12 protein-coding genes are annotated in these 17,812 nt (G+C 60.0%); 3 read left to right on the forward strand and 9 right to left on the reverse strand.

Annotated elements, in window-relative coordinates:
* Positions 1-103: 103 nt before the first annotated feature.
* From tssM (NKH23_RS28755) to tagH, 3 genes are all read right to left on the reverse strand, one after another.
* A complete protein-coding gene (tssM, locus tag NKH23_RS28755; RefSeq protein ID WP_353035971.1) occupies positions 104-3,667 on the reverse strand; it encodes a type VI secretion system membrane subunit TssM in 3,564 nt (1,187 codons plus the stop codon).
* 22 nt (positions 3,668-3,689) lie between these two features.
* On the reverse strand, positions 3,690-5,192 hold the full coding sequence (gene tssL, locus NKH23_RS28760; protein ID WP_353035973.1) for a type VI secretion system protein TssL, long form: 1,503 nt from the start codon (positions 5,190-5,192) through the stop codon (positions 3,690-3,692).
* A 289-nt stretch (positions 5,193-5,481) separates the two neighbouring features.
* Positions 5,482-6,537, reverse strand: coding sequence for a type VI secretion system-associated FHA domain protein TagH (tagH, locus tag NKH23_RS28765; protein WP_502912386.1), 1,056 nt, complete (start codon positions 6,535-6,537; stop codon positions 5,482-5,484).
* Between the two features lie 243 nt (positions 6,538-6,780).
* Here tagH and NKH23_RS28770 point away from each other — a divergent pair, with 243 nt between their 5' ends.
* From NKH23_RS28770 to NKH23_RS28780, 3 genes are read left to right on the forward strand one after another with little or no spacing between them, the layout of a single operon-like run.
* On the forward strand, positions 6,781-9,111 hold the full coding sequence (locus tag NKH23_RS28770) for a type VI secretion system Vgr family protein (RefSeq protein WP_353035978.1): 2,331 nt from the start codon (positions 6,781-6,783) through the stop codon (positions 9,109-9,111).
* An 11-nt stretch (positions 9,112-9,122) separates the two neighbouring features.
* Positions 9,123-9,545, forward strand: coding sequence for a DUF6484 domain-containing protein (locus tag NKH23_RS28775; protein ID WP_352719910.1), 423 nt, complete (start codon positions 9,123-9,125; stop codon positions 9,543-9,545).
* The gene (locus tag NKH23_RS28780; RefSeq protein ID WP_352719947.1) at positions 9,542-9,886 is read left to right on the forward strand and encodes a hypothetical protein; all 345 of its coding nucleotides are present in this window, start codon (positions 9,542-9,544) and stop codon (positions 9,884-9,886) included. Before NKH23_RS28775 ends, NKH23_RS28780 begins: the two co-directional genes overlap by 4 nt.
* A 23-nt stretch (positions 9,887-9,909) precedes the next feature.
* On the opposite strand, the gene NKH23_RS28785 is transcribed toward NKH23_RS28780, so the two are convergent.
* Genes NKH23_RS28785 through tssM (NKH23_RS28810) form a run of 6 tightly spaced genes read right to left on the reverse strand, consistent with a single transcriptional unit; the run spans position 9,910 to position 17,812 of the window.
* Positions 9,910-10,698, reverse strand: coding sequence for a hypothetical protein (locus NKH23_RS28785; protein WP_352719908.1), 789 nt, complete (start codon positions 10,696-10,698; stop codon positions 9,910-9,912).
* Positions 10,699-10,703: 5 nt separating this feature from the next.
* Positions 10,704-11,633: a DUF4150 domain-containing protein gene (locus tag NKH23_RS28790; protein WP_352719906.1), complete on the reverse strand. Its 930-nt coding sequence runs from the start codon at positions 11,631-11,633 to the stop codon at positions 10,704-10,706.
* A complete protein-coding gene (locus NKH23_RS28795) occupies positions 11,633-12,652 on the reverse strand; it encodes a 3-oxoacyl-ACP synthase (RefSeq protein ID WP_352719904.1) in 1,020 nt (339 codons plus the stop codon). Before NKH23_RS28795 ends, NKH23_RS28790 begins: the two co-directional genes overlap by 1 nt.
* Positions 12,649-13,752 (reverse strand): DUF2169 family type VI secretion system accessory protein, encoded by a 1,104-nt coding sequence (locus NKH23_RS28800; RefSeq protein ID WP_352719902.1) that lies wholly within the window; start codon positions 13,750-13,752, stop codon positions 12,649-12,651. Before NKH23_RS28800 ends, NKH23_RS28795 begins: the two co-directional genes overlap by 4 nt.
* Positions 13,752-14,294, reverse strand: coding sequence for a type VI secretion system-associated protein TagF (gene tagF / locus NKH23_RS28805; RefSeq protein WP_352719900.1), 543 nt, complete (start codon positions 14,292-14,294; stop codon positions 13,752-13,754). The genes NKH23_RS28800 and tagF overlap by 1 nt, the downstream gene beginning before the upstream one ends.
* Positions 14,276-17,812, reverse strand: coding sequence for a type VI secretion system membrane subunit TssM (gene tssM, locus NKH23_RS28810; RefSeq protein WP_352719898.1), 3,537 nt, complete (start codon positions 17,810-17,812; stop codon positions 14,276-14,278). Before tssM (NKH23_RS28810) ends, tagF begins: the two co-directional genes overlap by 19 nt.

The raw sequence follows: 17,812 nt of genomic DNA on the forward strand, positions 1-17,812 counted from the left end.
TTATCCCAGAGTTCACTCTGATGCGACTTCACCGATGGAAGGACAATCCGTGATCGCAGCAACTTTTGGCGCCCTAGTTACACCAGGTGAGGCTCAAATCATCTCAAAACGCCTTCGGACAGCTGAATGCAGAAAGTGCGGGAAGGAAGAACGGGCTGGGTCCGGAACCGGTCTGGATCGTATAGCTGACGTCGCGTCCGCCGATTACGAAGCGCGCCTCAACAGAGCCGTCTTTGCTGGTGATCGTCGCCTTGTCCAGCAACCGCTTCAGCGACCACGGCCCGTCGAAGCTGATAACGGATTCGCGGCCCGGCATTTCCGGTATCAGTCTCAGACTGGCGGACGCCGAGGCCGCGCCGCTCGGCCAGGACACCGTGCTTGGCGTGTTACCCGCCTGGTTGCTCTGGACGATCTGGCCATCGACGTCGAGCACCGCAGCATCTGCATCGCCATTCAGCGAGAACGGGGTAAAGGTCAGGTTGACCGAGGGCATTGATCCGCCCGAGGGGAAAAAGGCGTTGCGGATTTCCGCAGCCACCTGAAAGTTTTTCAGCGTCGACTTCGACAGGTCGCGCCCAAAGCGCGCATCCTGTTTCCAGCTCCAGTCCTGGCCGCTCATGTCGATCAAGGAAGCAAGGTTCTGTGCGAAGAACCGATCCATCAGGCCGCCCGGAGAGAACAACTTGGCGAAGTCCGCCATCGCAATATCCTGGGTACCATCGCCGGCGAAGGGGTAGCGGCCGTTGACCGCCTCCTCGCAGGGCTGCGTGACGGCCTGTTCGAGCATCTCGTTCAAATTCGTCAACGAAATTTCAGCCGCGTTGCCCTCAAATTCGTCTGCAGTTGCGTTGACCATTCTGCCGAGTTGCTTGGGCAGACGCGAGGCATTGGCGCGAAGGGTGGCTATCTGCAGCTGCAGGTTGGCGTTTACACGTTCCGTCTGCGAAGGGACCTCGGTTGCCAGTTGCAGGCTCTGGTGGATATCGCGAAAATTCTGGGTCAGCGCATCGATCGGTCGGTGTCCAAAAGGACCGCTTACCAGAGCCTGGAAGGACCTGAACTGCGCTTCGATGTTTGCCCCGGGGCTCTGGCTTTGAAATTTCGCGGACCCGGTACCGGCACGGCTTTGCGATTTTGCGGAGCTAACTTGAATGCCGATGCGAGCCAGGCCCTTGGCCATATCTGCGGCGTCCTGGGACTGGCGCATGACGGTGCCGGCTTGCATCCCAGTGCCCGACTCTTCGCCAGAGACAGAGTCGCGCGCCAGGGCTGTTTCCTCGGCAATCGCGGTAAAAAGCTGTTCGATCGGCGAGCTTGGTGAGGCAACGGCGGAAAGCGCGACATAGTGCGGCTTGTCGTTCAGCATGGCCTTGAATTTCAAACCATTGAGAACGCTGTTCCATGCGGCTGCGAACTCCTTGCCGTAGCGGTCGAGAAGTTCGGGGCCGAGTTTGAGCAACTCCTGATCGATGCCGCCTTGCTCGCCGCCACCTCCCAGAACCCACTGGTCGTCGTCGAGTGTCTGCGCAATGCGCGAAAGCTGTCCGAGATAAAAGTTGTTGAATCCGGCATGGGTGTAGAGACCGGGAACACGGAGCTTCGACAAATCGCCGCCATCGACGCGCTCGAACACAAGTTGCGCTTCCGGCCCGCCTTTTTGCGAAACAGAAAAATCGTCCAGCGCAGCCGCGTACACCGCCGACTTGATCGATGCGGACGCACGATCGGCAAGGCTCATGCGCCCGAGCGAACGCTGGGCGGCTTCCACAAGCGGCTGGTTGAGTTCGAAAACCGGATCATAGGCATCGTCCAACGCAAGCATGGCGCGTAAGTGCTTTTCGAGCTGCGCGCGTCCTTCGCGGTTGCTCTCGCCCGGATACCGGTTCTGTTCCCAATCCTGCTTCATCCAGGAGATGATCAATGGGTCATCGACCTTGGGTGCCTTACCACCGAGCATCAGATAGATCTTGAGCGGTTCGTAAAGCGCGGCGGGATCAGCCATCGTCGCCTGGACTGTCCGCTCAGCCTGAATAAGCAGACGCGACCGCAACATTCGTTCCAGTGCTTGCCGGTAGGCCGTTGTCGATGCCGAAAGAAGCCTTTCCCGCTGGCTAAGGCCGACCGTTTCCGCGATCGGTGTCGGTAAGTCACTGGTTTCGAAACCGGCCGGCATGTTGCGCAATTGGTCGAGCGGCCCGATGACGTTTTCAAGGTCGACATCGGTGACCGTCGTGCTTTTGAGCAGGGCGTCCGCTGTCCCGCGATATTGGCCCATCGCCTGCGTCGTGGAGGCGATCAGCGAGCGGTTGGCCATGAAGCTCATCCCGAGCGTGCCAAGGACTATGGCTGTGGTCAACGCTATGATGCCAAAGCCGCCATATCTGAGGGCCGCTGCCCGCCTCTCGGTCGCTCGGTCATAGGAAACCCATCCGGATTCAGCGAAAATGACATCAGTCAGGAGGTCGTGCAAAAAGAAGCTCTTGCCGGTCCCGGACAGATGGGGGCGGGAATTGTTGCCGAAACTGCGGCCGATTGCGCCCAACACCTGATCGATCGGCGTTCCCTCTTGGGTCCCCGACGAGAAGTAGAACCCACGCAGGCTGACATTCACCTGGCTGCGGACCGGATCGAACAGGCTGGCCACGAAACCGGCAATTCGGCCCTTGAGCGCGAAAAACTGGGCCGGAAAGCCAAAGATCGATATGCGCGAGACCGGATCAGGCTCTTCCTGCAGGCGGTCAGCCATCTCGTCCGCCAATCGGTTCGCCAGTGCATCGAATTCGGCCGGAGCCTCACCGGCCATGTTCTTGTTGCGGTCCGTGGTCTGGAATGTCGCGCCCCAGACCTTGCGCCTGCGCGGCTCCTCGAAACTGCCGAAATACTCCATGAAGCCGGAAACAAGATCGGCCTTGGTGAAAAGCAGGTACACCGGAAACTGGATTTTCAGCGTCTCGCGGATCTCCCTCAGGCGACTGCGTATTTCAACGACATGGGCGTCGAGCTGCTGGTCATCGAGGCTGATGAGATCGGCAAGGCTGATGGCCAGGATGACCCCGTTGATCGGCTGTCTGATACGGTATTTCTTGAGTAATGATAAAAACGCAAGCCAGCTCTTGCTGTCGCTTCCAGCATTGGAATCCTGCGTGGTGTAACGTCCTGCCGTGTCGATCAGCACAGCCCCTTCAGTGAACCACCAGTCGCAAGAGCGGGTACCGCCAACACCGGCCACCGGCTGGGCGTCTCCTGAACCGGCAAGCGGAAAATTCAGACCCGAATTGACCAGTGCCGTCGTCTTGCCGGCGCCGGGCGGGCCAATGACGATGTACCAGGGAATGTCGTAAAGGAAATTGCGCTTGCCGCTCGACCGCTTGAGTGCTGCGATGGCCTCACTCATGCGCGCCTCGAGCACCGGTGAATCGTCATTGCCCCCGTCGTTGCGGGCAATGACGATCTCGAGCGCTTTTTGCGCCTTTCTCACCTGCCAGACGCGCACTGCGTAAACGAGGGCCGCGGTCGCCACGATCGTGCCGATGATTGTCGCGCGCAACCAGACAGATCCCAGCGGCCGGATATCGGCGAAGCGGATCAATGGTCCAGCAAACCAGATCGCCACCGCGAAACCGGCCAACGCGGCCGTGCTGAATATCCGCGGCAGCCAACGCATCATGGGCGTTTCCGACCGGCGGTGTTCACAGCGTTTCCTCCTTGGGGATCATCACGTCGACACGGCGGTTCTTGGCGCGGCCCTCGGACGTCGCATTGTCGGCAATTGGCTCATCTTCGCCCTTGCCGTCGGCGGTTACTCGCGAGGGATCGCCAAGTTTCGCGGCGATCATTGTTTCAACAGCCTTCGCGCGGGCGACCGAAAGGTCAAAGTTGGATTTGAACGTGCTTGATTTCCGTGGCTTCACATTGTCCGTGTGGCCAACGATCCGGATTGCCCCTGGCTCGTGCTCAAGGGCTGCGGCAATCTGTGCGGCCAGTGGCAGAAACTCGGGCTTCACTTCGGTCTTGCCAGGCTGAAACAACAAGAGATTGCTGATCTCCACAACGATGAAGTCGCCCTTCGTGCCGACGGTGAGCCCGCCGCGCTCGACTTGCGTGGCCAGTGCCGAGCGGATGCGGTCGATCTGCTCGGTTGCAGCAGGCGAGGCGACTGTCACCGGTTTGGAAAGTGGGGGTACCACTCTGGCGCGCTCGATCGTCACAGGCGTCGAGGGATTGAGCGCCAGCAATTGTCTGGCTGCAGCATCGCCTTCATCGGTCATGAACGCCCGCAACGTGAAGAACGCGGCCGTCAGCAGGGCTGAGGCCGCCGCAGCAACACCCCAGAGCGGCAGGCGGGTTGAAGACGGCATCATCGTCGCGGCTATGCCTTGCCAGCGGGGGGAGATATCCTCTCCGGCGCGGGCCCTGAAATAGCGAAGCGTCTCGTAGACGTCGCGCCGCACACGTTCGAGACTGGTATCGTCGCGCGCCAGCCCCCGATACTGGCCCTCAAATCCCAGGGACAGGCACACATGCATCAGCTCGACCAGGTCTAAGTGTGGCTCCGGATTGGCCAGCACCTTGTTCAGTGCTTCGTAGAAACCGGCGCCAGTGGCTTCGACGTGAAAGAACCGCGACAGCATACTGTGCTGTGCCCAGGTGTCCTTGCCGGCCCAGGGCAGGTTGCCCACAAGATCGTCGGCGGTTTCGCAAAGGGCAAACTTCGCGATCCGCGCATCCTCTTCGGGAACGCCTGACTTCTCCAGCGTCCAGTCGAACCTCTCGATCGCATCGGCGATATGTTCGGCCAATGGCGCCGCCTGTCTTTCGACCGGTACGAGCCTGAGATGCCCGAACAGGACGAGCAACGGTGCTGACGCAGCGAGGATCGGATTTGCCGTCGAATATTTTACCGTGTCTGCGGCGCCGAGCAGCACCTCCTGCTGAATGGTCGGCCTTGACCCGGCTGCCTCGGCTCCGGCCGCTGTACCGGACGATGCTCCCTGATAAAGAATGGTTCCGGATGTCCAGTCCGGCGGCATATGCCGACCTATGTCAGGATCGAAAACTGTCGATTCCTTGACATCCGAGGGCCCGACGGTCTTCGCGATCAGTTCGTTTGCGGCTGGTTTCGCATTCTGCCCGCGCCGTGGGCGGATGACGGTCTTGCCGACCGGGCCGAATGGATCATCCTTCGAGCTCATCGCCGATATGCCGCTGCCATGCAGTGTCCGCGCTCGCGTGCGAGAGGCGCCAGATCTTTCCTGGCCGGATAGGGCAGGCAATGGTCCTTCCGGCAAGGCGGTCCGGAGCTACAAGAAACTATGGCGCCGCAATTTGACATCTGCCGCAGACCCCCAGGTCAATCAGGCTTACCCGCTTGGCGAACTGTCGTATGTGATCGTAATCGCAGATGTTGTCGATTGGAACATGATGCGGTGCGCCGACGCGTTTTTCTTCGTCGGCTACAGCGCCGCAGTTTGTTTGTCCCGTCTATTTTTGCTTGTCAGCTTTGGAATACGCGTCGCTGAAATAGGCCAAGAATATATCCAGCATGCCGTTTTCGTGTGCTTCCTCCATGCTCCGCCACGTCCCGACAAACGCGTCCCATGCTTGGGCCTTCTTCGAGGTAAACGACGTCGGCGGAAGCTTTTTGCCGATTGCTTCCGGCGACAGGTCGTCAAGCAGGCGAGAGAGCGCAGCTTGCATGGCGGCATAGGTGGCAAATTCGTGCGCCTTGAGATCGCGGAATGCGTCTTCGACGCTGTGCCTGGCATCGAGATAGCCGGCCCTGCGCCGCGCGAACATTATTTCGAGTATGTCGTCGGTGCCCGGGACAAATTTGAGGGGATTGTTTTCAGCGGAGCTTATCATCGTTCGGTGTGGGCTCTTGGCCAATGTCTTTGCAGCCGCACGTGCCTTCAGCAGCATGGCCAGTTGCTCGACCACCGTGCGAAGCACTGCGCCGATTTCGGCAGCGACTTCATGCGGATCACGCAATTGAAACAATTCCGGCGAAATGCCTGCGGCGATTGCAATTTCCCGCAGCACCTCGTCTGTCGTCGAAGGGACGGCCGCAGGCAGAGACGATGTCGATGGCGGTGCTTGCCCGGGCCATCGCTCTGCCGAACTGAAGAGAGGCTCGCTTCCGGAATCAAGCAACCGATCGGCCGCGACCGGCATGCGTCGTTGCGTCGAACCTCGGTCGGCCTCCGGATGACTTGGCGTTGCGTGCTCGTCGTCAATCGATACAAAGATGACGTAGCGGCCGACCAGGAGCCTGTCGCCGTGGTCTAGCCGGCGCGGACCGGTGATGCGTTGGCTCGATCCATTGATGAAGGTGCCATTGCGCGAAATGTCGTGCAGCCAAAACGCGCCTGCCTCGTATCGGATCTGGCAATGCCGGCCGGAGATGAACTTGTCAGGGTCGGGCAAGATCCAGTCGCAATGTTCGCGCCCGATTTTGAAGCTGCGATTACGCGATCTGTAGCCGGGCGACACGCCAGCGGGCAGGGCATCGACATTGCTGATCTGCAGACTGATTAACATGCGAAATCGCCTGTGTGATCGCTGGCGGCCTTGCCGACACGATACTCCATGTTTTTAGCGTGGCTAATCCAAAATTCGCATCACAGTGGGCCACCTATTCATGGTCCGCTTTGGCCTGCACAACAAACATGTGGTACGCTTGAAATGGACTGGCAACCATCAGGGTTTGATGCGATTTCGAGTTCCTGACTAGGATCTTCAAATCCACCGGGCTGGCCGCCAGGCCGAGGAGGGGCACGACCGATGCCAAGTGAACAACGTGCCACGGTGGTGCAAACGCCAGTTGGCGCTGAGCTGTTGACCTTTACACATCTCGTCGGGCGGGATGAGATCAGTCGTTGTCTGGCCTATACGGTCGGGTTCGTAAGCCCCAGCCCCGATATCGATCCGCTGAAGATGCTGGGTGGCCCCGTCTCCGTCGAAGGTGAAGCCGACCCCCAGCGCTGGTTCAGCGGCATCGTGTCGGACTTTCGCCTCACCCGGATCGAGGACCGGCTGGCCTATTACGAAGCAGTCGTCCGGCCATGGCTCTGGTTTCTCGGCAATACGACCGACTGCCGCATTTTCCAGAACATGAGCGTCATCGAAATCGTCGAACAGGTTTTCTCGAAATACAGCACGGCAAAATTCGAGAAACGCCTGCAAGGGTCCTATCCGCCGCGCGAATATTGCGTGCAATATGACGAGACGGATCTCGATTTCGTGCAGCGGCTGCTCGAGCACGAGGGCATCTTGTATTTCTTCGAGCATGGCGAGGGCAAGCACACGCTTGTGCTTGCTGATGCGATGAGCAAGCTGAAGCCGGCGCCGGGCTATGAAAAAGTACCTTACCACTTTGAGGGGCAGGGCTCCCGGCGCGATGTCGAATATATCACGGAATGGATTCCGGGCAGTTCGGTGCGGCCGGGCGCCTATGTGCATACCGATTATGATTTCAAGAAGCCGGGCGCCGACCTGATGGCCAAATCCGCCCAGCCGTTCAATCATAAGCTGGCCGCGGGCGAGAATTACCGTCAGCCCGGCGCCCATCTCGAAGTCGGTCGCGGCGATAGCCTGGCGGCGATCCGGCGCGAGGAGATCCAGGCGGTGCACCAGCGCATCGCAGCGGTCGGAACCGTGCGGGGCCTGTATTCAGGATGCACGTTCAAGCTGGATGGCTTTCCGCGCGAGGACCAGAACCAGGAGTATCTGGTGGTCAGCGCCGAATACAGGCTATTCGACCCTGGCTACAGGGCCCATGCGGATGTCGACAGCGAGAACTTCAAGGTGATCCTTGGTGTGGCACCTACGGCTTTGCCCTATCGTCCGCCGCGGGTCACGACACGGCCGATCATGCGCGGGCCGCAGACGGCGACCGTGGTCGGACCTTCCGGCGAGGAAATATTCACCGACAAATATGCACGGGTGAAGGTCCAGTTTCATTGGGACCGGCTGGGCAAGAAGGACCAGAACAGTTCCTGCTTCGTGCGCGTTTCGCAGACCTGGGCCGGCAGCGGCTGGGGTTTTATCCAGATACCGCGCATCGGGCAGGAGGTAATCGTCGACTTCATCGAAGGAGATCCCGACCTTCCGATCATTACCGGCAGGGTCTACAACGCCGCGCAGATGCCGCCCTACGGACTGCCCGGCAACGCCACGCAATCCGGCTGGAAATCCCACTCATCGAAAGGTGGCGGTGGCTACAACGAGCTGATGTTCGAGGACAAGGCCGGCTCCGAGCTGGTCAATTTCCAGGCGCAGAAGGATCACCACCTCCTGATCAAGCACGACCGCAACAAGCTGGTGCAGCACGATCAGTCGGACCGCATCGATCACGACGCCAAGCACTCTGTCGGTCACAACCTTGACGAGGACGTGGGCAACAACAAGACCGTCAAGATCGGTGTCGACCAGACAACGAATATCGGTTCGAACGACACGGAGACGGTGGGGAAGAACCGTTCGCTCACGGTAGGCATCGACGAGACGATCAATATTGGCTCAAACTCCACCGAAACGATCGGCGCCAATCACACCCAGACAGTCGGGCTGGTCCAGACGATCACCGTCGGCGCGGCGCGTGTCGACAGCGTCGGCGCCGCGGAGCAACGCAGCGTCGGCGGCCTTCAGTCGAACGATATAGGCGCAACCAGATCGGTTAGCGTGGGCGTAAGCCAAAGTCACAAAGTCGGCACGAGCGATAGTTGGGACATTGGCGCTGACCAGAACGTCAAGATCGGAGGCGGACAAAACGCCAAGATTGCCAAAGATCAGAAAGCAGAGATTGGCGCTACGCGCTCGGTCAAGATCGGCAATGATGATGGCACCGAGATAGGCGGCAACAGGGCACTCAAAATTGCAAAGAACAGCTCTGTTGAAGTGGGTGAGGGCGGTGCCATCAACGTCGGGAAGAAGCTCATCATCGAGGCGGGTGATTCCATCATGATTAAGAGCGGATCGGCATCCATCGAGCTGAAGAAGGACGGTACAATATCAATCACCGGCAAGGACATCTTCGTGAAGGGGTCAGGGAAGATCAATGTGAAAGCATCAAGCGACATCATCATGAAGGGTTCTGAGATCAAACAGAATTGAGGCACGTCGAAATGGCCAAGACAAAGAACCGAATTGAAGGCGTGGTAATCGGTGTGTTCCTCGGGTTCGATGGAGGCGACCCGTTGGTCGTCTTTGCCGGAAACACTCGGGAGACAGCCATTCCCGCCAGAAGTCTGACTGAGTTAAGCTCGGACATGATCGGCACGGACGTGGCGCTTCTCTTTCAGGACGGCGATCCCGGCAGGCCCTTGATTGTGGGCCGCATCGTTGAACCGGCCCGCAAGGCACCTCCGCAGGTCGTCAAGGATGGCGAGACGATCAGGATCGTTGGCGAGGAACGCATCGAATTGCGCTGCGGCAAGGCGACAATCATTATGGAAAAGGATGGCCGGATAACGATCCGAGGTACCTATGTGACAAGCCATGCACGCGTTTCCAACCGAATCCGCGGTGGATCGGTGAACTTGAACTGATGGCCGCGCCGCCTCTTCCAGATATCGTGCGGCAGCACGCTGAGATGGCCGCGTTTCTGTGGACGGTTTACGATCATCACCTACTCAACCCGGACGACAACCCCGACATGGACGATGAGCGTCTGGCTCGGGTGGTTGCGCAACTGGAGGCCCATCTCGACGGGTTGCGCGTGGCCGGCGATGTAGGCCGCGATATCGCACAAAGACTTTACGATGAATTTCCCGAGGAAGGTGAACTGTTCGTTCTGCGCATGTTGTCAGTGCCAAATGCGCCGCGCATCTCAGAGCTGGATGCCGTCAAGGTCAGGAAGTACATCGCAGCAAATTTGCCGTCGGCATAGCACAAAGTGCCTGCTTCACTCGCTCAATTCGGCGGCTTGGCGACCTTGTCGAACTCGGGGAAACCCGCCAAAAGCATTGACTCGTCTACTGATCCGTCCAGCTTCCATGACTGTTTCGTTTGGCTGAAGGTGCGGATGTTGTCAACTTGCTCTGACCGAAGCCCCTTCATCTCAGCCGCTCCAATGGTTTTGCGTATCTCGCGCCACCACTCGCGAACCAGCACATCCCTGTGTCCGGAACTGACGAACACGGATGGGTCGGAGTGCCCTTCCTCCAGAAAATATTTCCAAAGCACCTGATCGAAATTGCTCTTGCGAGCAGCGTTCTCCAGCCAAACACTACGCGAGCGCATGCACCGGACTGAGAACTGAATGCTCGGCTGGAGTACATGTGTCGCGTACGACAGGGAGAGTTGCTCCATGAAATCCTCGTCGACGTGCTTGGCTCTGTCGCGTTTGCCTCGGGCGAAACGGGTAAATGTCTCGACCCAGATTTGCATAGCCCGGACAGCATTTTCGTTCTGCATGAAAGGGGTCAGACAATATGCCCAATCATACACGCGATCGACATCTTCCCCCGTCGTTTCAAGTTCGCTCAGCATCACGCGGAAGACAGCGACGGCTTCCGAGGCAGGATTTTCCGGCGGAATCGATGTTCGGAGCCTAGCATACTTGGCCGTGGCGACATGGAGTGTTTCAAGGGAGTTGATTGGCCGCCGAATGACGTCGTCGAATTCATAGACGCGATCGGAAGCGATCCAGACCCACTGGCGGGAGAAATTCAGCAGATCGGCCTCAAGATAGTTTCTCATTTGGCTCAATCCATACCGAAGTTTATGATTTCGGTAATCTGATTAAGTGTGCGGTCGGCACGCGCATCGGCCAGATCTCCGCCGTTGCAGAGTGCGTGATCGCTCCCTAGGTGCGTGATCTGATCAGGCATGTAGCGCGGATCGCGCTCCGCGATACCGTTGATGGCTTGCTTCATATTGGGGTCGCGATCCCTCTCTTTGTTCGATTCGGCGAAATCTATGTCATCCAAGTCGCATGCAGCCATAAAGAGGTCGATTGCATCCCGCACGGCAACAAAATCTCTTTCGAGTTCGCCACGATGGTTGTCCCAACCTGCCGTGCCGGGCCCATTTTCGCCGCATCTTTGCTCGGCGATGCGAAATAGATAGCCATGTTGACCGCCACGCTTTTTCGGGCCCTTCTTTTTGCTCGATGTCGGATTCTCGGCGCGCTTGTCACGCGTCAGGAGAAGCTCGATCTGATTGGCTAACTCCTCACAGTTGACGTCATCGCCGCCACCGCCGCCACCTCCGACAAGCGCGCCGTTGCCGTCATTCGGCTGAGGCGAAGCATGATTGACGGTTGCCCGATCAGTGTTGCGCGGCACCGGCTCACCTTGTGCCTTGACGTTGCTCGACCAGGCGGCGGCATAGGCCTTACCCGTATTCGTCGAAGTGATGATCCCCTTCTTGGCCGCGCACCCTGCTTCGGTTCCAGTGGTCGTCGTGTAGTAGGAAATGTTTTTCTGAGCTACAGTCTTGCCCCCGATCTTCACCGTGCTTGTGCCATTGTCGGTGTCGGAATCCATCCCAAAGGTTGGGTATGGAATCGGCGTCCCAGGCGGCGTCGCGGGGTTTTCGGGTGGGGTGAAACAAGTATCTGGAAACGCGGCAATAATCTTGTTGCCTTGCGCCTTGGCGGAGACCTCCAATCCGTTGGCGTAAACGGTGCCCATCACCTGGTCCTCGCCGCGAAGATTGCGGCTCCGCACACACCGCTGTCAGAGGAGGACTCGATCAGCACCGGGTTGCCGGCAGCGTAGCCCTTGCGGGCGGCCGTCCAAGCCATGCCGACCATGAGCGGCACAGCCGCAGCACCGACATTGCCGAGGCACTCGTTGGGGGACCAAATATCTTGAAAGCCGTGATCACCACGAAGAAGACGGACAGACGCCAGAGTTGACTGCGAGAACCAGTATTGCTCGCCAATCAGATCCGCGATCCGATATCCAATTTGATTCATCCCGATGCCTGCTTGGGCCAAGGCCGTGCTGTAAGCCTGGGTCATCCCGTCGCCGCGCAGTGGTATATCCCGCGAGTTCAGGATCGAACCTTCTTCACGCGCCAATCCGACACCGCGCAAATGAAAGCTGCCGCCTCCCGCGCCGCACAGGAATGCGGCGGCTGCCTCGCCCGGGATAAAGCCGTTAGAGTTGCCTGAAATGAGCAGGCGCTTCTGTTTCAGGTAGTGTGCGACGCCGCGGCTGCTCAGAAAGCTATCGACCCCAACGATCATTACGTAGCGGGCGCTTTGCGATTCGATCAGTTTGCGGGCGTGGTCGAGTGCTACATGTCCGGAGGGTCTGCCGTGCGCGACAATGCGGCTGCTCGCGACCAGTTCAAGTTCCGCAATCCTGGCAATCTGCTTCAACAAATCCGCATCGTTCACAAGAGGGCGGGCCGGACGGTCTTCCTCTGCAGTACACAAAAGCAGCGCGGTTTGACCTCGAGCCTGGGGTACGGCGTCCAAGGCCTCGCAAATCGCCGCGGCGGCGAGATGGGCCAGACGCTTCTCACCATGCCATTTCCGCGGCAGCGGCACCGGTGCTCCAACCAACCATTCCCCGCCCGGGACTATAAAATCTGTCTCTTGAAATCCGTCGATTTTGCCACGCATGGCTGCGCAGGCTGCGGCCGTATTCAAGCCAACCGCGGTCACCATACCGGTGGACAGGATATCAACGCCGGCAGTCACCTTGTCACCGCGTCGCGGCTGGAGGGGAAACGGTCTGCGCGAACGTAGCGCTTGCCCATATCCCATGCCAGAAGCATCCCGCTTGTCGGCGGACCCACCCAGCATTGGCTGAAATCCAGCAGACTGGTTTGGATACGCTGTGCCAAGCGCCAGACCACGGAGAAATAACGGCGTTCCAAGTCGAACAGCAGTGTGTCGGGGAGGACATCCCCCTCAAAGACCCTTTTTCGCCCTTTGAACAGCGTCATCGGCAGTGTAGTCCGCGGCAGGGCAAAGCTCACCCGACCTTCAGGGGTCAAGTTGACCAGCTGAACGTCCTCGCCACCTGCAGGCGCGTTGATCTGCTGGTCTGGTGGTGCCATCTGGAAGTAACGCTCGTCGAAGTCGGGCGGCAGGAAGGGAAAGATGTTCTTCACCCAGTTGTCGTCGAAGGTGCCGCCATATTCGATGCGGCCGGGCCAGCCGCGGCCTATCGGGCCAAAACTCATCGGCTTGTAGTCGCCGAACGGCGAGCGGATTTCTTCGTCGATAGCTTGCGTATTCGGTAGCCGCAGGCCTGGAATAAGGCGTTGGTTCTTGGTCCGCGACCAGCCGGTTCCGACCGGATTGTACTTGTAACTGGCGGGGAGCTTGTCGTCCGGGTCCAGTCTGTCGACACCACCCCAGGCGACATCATAGGAAATCGGCAAGCGCAGGAAGGGCTGCGGGGCGGTGGAGCTGAACACCGGCCCGATGGCGCGCCACTCGCGGTGGCCGACGACTTCGAACAATTTCGACCAATTGCCCACCTTGATACCGACCGGTACACGCTGGGCGGGGCGTCCTCCTGGCGCGTAGGCAAAGCCATTGGCGATCACGTCACAACGCGGCTTGCGAAAAGCGAAGTCGGTCTCCCAGAGCGTGGCCGAGTAACCGGACTCGCCGGTATGGATGTCGGCAAAGACGAGCGGCACCTGCTCGGCCGATTTTTGCACCGGTCCGCCGGGTATCGTGGGAAAATCGAACGTGCCCTTTATCACTATGACGATCCACTCATGGCCGGCCTTGTCCAAGGCCACGGTGAATTGGTGCGGATAGCCCATCTGGTTCCAGATCTGCATCAGCTGGTCTCCCAGCTTGCCGCAAAGATTTGTTCCAGCGCCGTTTGAGGCGATAGCGGGTCGATGTCGAAAATGTCCGAACGCGCTGTCCACATCGCCATATCGCTGATGAGCTCTTCGCCCGGCTCAACCTGCGGCACTGGTAGCGCAGCCAGCGCGCCATCCAATTCATCCGGCGTCAGCTCGCCGTCTTGGGCGGCGATGGCCACCTTTTCGATCTCGGCAAACCATGCATCGGCATACGCTAGCTCGACGGGAGCCTCGGAAAGCTGCACGACGACGCTCAACGGGAACTGCCTGCCAACTCTGTCGGCGCTCTGCACGATGACGCCTGCCGATGCGCCGAGAAAATCCGGACCGGTCAGGAACCGCAGCGGTGTGCCGCGCGCCCAGGATTCCGAGCCAATGAGCGGGACGACATGCTGCGCCAGCCAGCGGTCCCAGGCGCGAACAAAATCTCCCGGCAGCCGCCGGGTGACAAAATCGCCGGTCGCGGGCATTTTGCCGTAAAAGCCAGGCAGGATCATATCTGTGGCGGACATGAAAATTTCTTGAACATCTGCAGGTTGTAAGGGTTTTCGACGCTGGCAGCCTTGAGTTGGAAGTCGGCATACATCCCTTTGGTGCCCAGGCGCAGGCTGTAGACGTCCGACAGCGAGGTGCCGGTGAAGCGACCGCTGCGCAACATTCTCAGCCACGCCCAGCTGCCGGTCTCGTTGAGCAAGATTTCGGGCGAGCCATCGATCGGCTGGAAGGCAAGCGAGATGACCCCTGTGCCGTCCTTGCCGGGCCACGTCATCGGCTGCGGCCTCGTTGCATTGTTATAGTAGACGAGATTCTGCCCATCGAGGTTGAGCGTCACGCGCGCGACATTGGGCGACAGGTCCTTCGGTTCGAGCGTGAAGCTCATCAGCGGGCCTGAACCGCCGGGAAAGAGATCATCGCGGATCCGCCTTGCCTGTTCGAACGCGGCCAGTGCCGACGGGTCGAGGCCGAAATCGGCGCGCCATTTCCATGGCTGCGCTGACGTGTCGACATAGCTGATCAGGTGGTCGTTAATGAAGGTGTCGATCAGGCCTGCCGGTCCGAACAGGCGGGCGAAGTCGCGGACATTGACGTCGACGGCGCTGTCAGGGCTGAAGGGATAGCGGTTGTTGAGTGCTGCCTGGCAGAACGGCAGGATGTCGGCGCGCCAGATGGCGTTGAGCTCCGAGGTGACCGCCTTCTGCGTCAGCCCGCTCGTATCGCCGGCAATACCGCCCAACCAATCATCGATCGGGTCGGGCAGGATCTGCGCCTGCCTGGCAACCGCTCCAGTCAGTTCGGCAAGGCCGCCCTGTTTCTTGATGGCGTCCTGAGGATCGGGATTGGCCGTCACGGTCTGCAGCACATTGGACAGTGCGGTCAGCGCGACAATGGCGGCGTCGAGCGCCGGCGGCTGACCGTCGACCTCGGCGATGGCGCCCCTGAGCGGCTTGAAATGCTCGGCCACCAGACTGCCGGTAAGATCCACTTCGTCGGCGGAGCCGGCACGCGGCAAAAGCTTTGCTCCGGTTTTTACGATCTTGCCAAGCTTGCCCAGCTTGCCAAGCAGTTTCGAGCCACCTGCCGCCGCTGCCTTGTCGTTTGCCGGCGCGTCATCGGACCGCGTAAGCTCGGTCTCCTGGACCACCGCGGTGACCAAGCGCTTCAGCGCGGAGTCGGCACTTGAAAGATCCTTGAGGTTCTCACTGGCGACGTTGAGGTCGGTCAATGGCGCCAGCCTCATGTCGCGCAGGAAGCTGTCCCATTGCGCGATATAGTCGTCGTAATAGAGCTTCAGAATATCCTCTGACAGCGCTGACACCGAGGTTTCGGAATTTTCCGAGCAACCGCCGGCGAACACCGCCCGGTCGAGTGCTGCCTGGGCGGCGACATCCTCAACCCGGTCGAGAATGGCGTCATGGAAGCCGGCATAGGTAAACGCTCCCGAAATGCCGACCCGAAGCGTCTTGTCGGAACGCCGCGCAAAGACCTTTGCGCCGTTGGGGCCGGCGAAGTTGGCAGGAATCCATTCCTTGAGCGCAGTCACCGCCGGGTCGGCCAGCAGTTGTTTATAGGCACGCGCCGGCAAGGAAATCGTACAGACGGTTTTCAGTGCCTCTGCAACCAACGCCTGGTCCGGGGCGATATAACTGGCGTCAACCGCCATGCGACGGATCGCGGCAAGCTGGTGCTCTTCGGCGTCAGCTGTCGGAAAGGGGGCAGCCGCGGCGAATTCAGGCAGCTTGTTCACCCACCAGTCCTGGGCGAAATCCGGATCCATCTGAGAAAGGCCGGTCATCATGCGATAGGTCTTCAGCGCGCCAAGCATGAAGTCCGGATCGCGGATCTGCCGCCACATCGTCGCCTCGAGCAGCGCCACCATGTGCGGCTCGAGAACGTTGCGCAAAGCATGGTCGTAAGTGTCGGTCTGTGCCCGCACCAGTTCCGCCGAGGCTGATGGCCCCAGCAAATCCTGTGCTGCGCCAGGCGGCGGGGTACGGGCATTTGCGACCTCATCCATCGCACTGAGGGCGCCATCGATCGCGGGCTGTTCTACGGATGCCGGGTTTGCCGCGGCCGAGGTCAGCGGCGTTTGCAGCGCCTCGAACTGGCTTGCCTGGGCCGTGATCGCGTTGCGGTTGTCGTAATAGGACCAGGTGAACAGCCCGCTGACCAGTAGGGCGGCTGCGGCACATGCGGCGGCCGCGCCACGCCAGATCCAGGCGCGGCGGCGTTGCGCCAGCGGATCGAAGGTGCCGAGGCCGGCTTCCTTGAAGATGACTTCTGTAAGCAGGTTCTTCAGGAAGAAGCTGCGTTTTTCGACACGCGGCGCGGCCAACGCCCGGCGCGGCGGAAGACCGAAGGAGGCAGACAGCGCCGCGGTCAGCCGGTCGATGGGCGCCCCTTCCTGGGTCGCCGATGTCAGATAAAGGCCACGCAGCCAGGCGGCCTCCTCATACCGGCTTTCGCCGAACATCGCCTCGATCAGTACCTGGATCGGCTCGGACAGGCTGGCGAGTTGGGCGGGAAACCTGAAGATTTCGGCGCGGGCAGCAAGCTTGTCTTCGTCCTCCAGCCGGGGCACCAGCCGCCGCTCGAGCTCGGTTGCTAACGTCGCGATTTCCCGCTCGATGGTCTTTGCATCGACATGCGCATCGAGTGCGAACGTCGTCCCCCAGACCTGCTCGCGCGCAGCCGTCGACAAACCGCCGAAGAAAGCCTCGAACCCCTTGATCAGGTCGGCTTTGGTCAGCATCAGATAGACGGGAAGGCGGATTTCGAGGCGATCGTTGAGTTCGGCCAGCCGACGGCGGATCTTGCGGCCATGCGCCTTGATGGCGTCGTCGCCCTCCGAAAGCACATCGATCGAAAGCGCGACGATCACACCATTGAGCGCGCGACGGCCCCGGTGCTTCTTCAAAAGGTCGAGAAAGCCCAGCCACTCCACCGCGTCGACGTCGGGTTGGCTCTCCTGTTGGACATAGCGGCCCGCAGTGTCGATCAGAACGGCGCTCTCCGAAAAGAACCAATCGCAATTGCGCGTGCCGCCGACCCCTTGCAGGTCGTCGGTCAGGTCGATCGGAAAGTTCAACCCCGACTGCCGCAAGGCTGTGGTCTTGCCGGTGGCCGGCGGCCCGACGATCACGTACCAGGGCATCTCGCGCAGGAACTTGCGACCGCCCAGTTTGCGGCGCTTCAACTCGGCCATGACCTCAGCGAACTTGGCTCCGACGGCAGCAACATTCTCTTCGCCGGGGCTGAGTGGCTTCTCTACCGCCGGCGCGGCGATTTCGGCGACGAACATCCGGTTGGCACGGATCGCCCGACGCTGGGCAACGATCAGCCAGATCAGCCAGAAGATGACCAGCAGCGCGATGATGACGATGCGCACATTGTCCGAGGCGAAAGGGTCGTAAGGTCCGACCCTGACGATCGGCCCGAATATCCAGATCACCAAGGAAAGCAGCGTGATGCCAATCAGTGTCCACAGCCAGCGCGATGTCAGGACCGCCCAGAGGAAGCGCAGGATGAACAT

Origin of the sequence: Mesorhizobium sp. M1328, assembly GCF_040318075.1 — a bacterium.
Classification (GTDB): Bacteria; Pseudomonadota; Alphaproteobacteria; order Rhizobiales; family Rhizobiaceae; genus Mesorhizobium.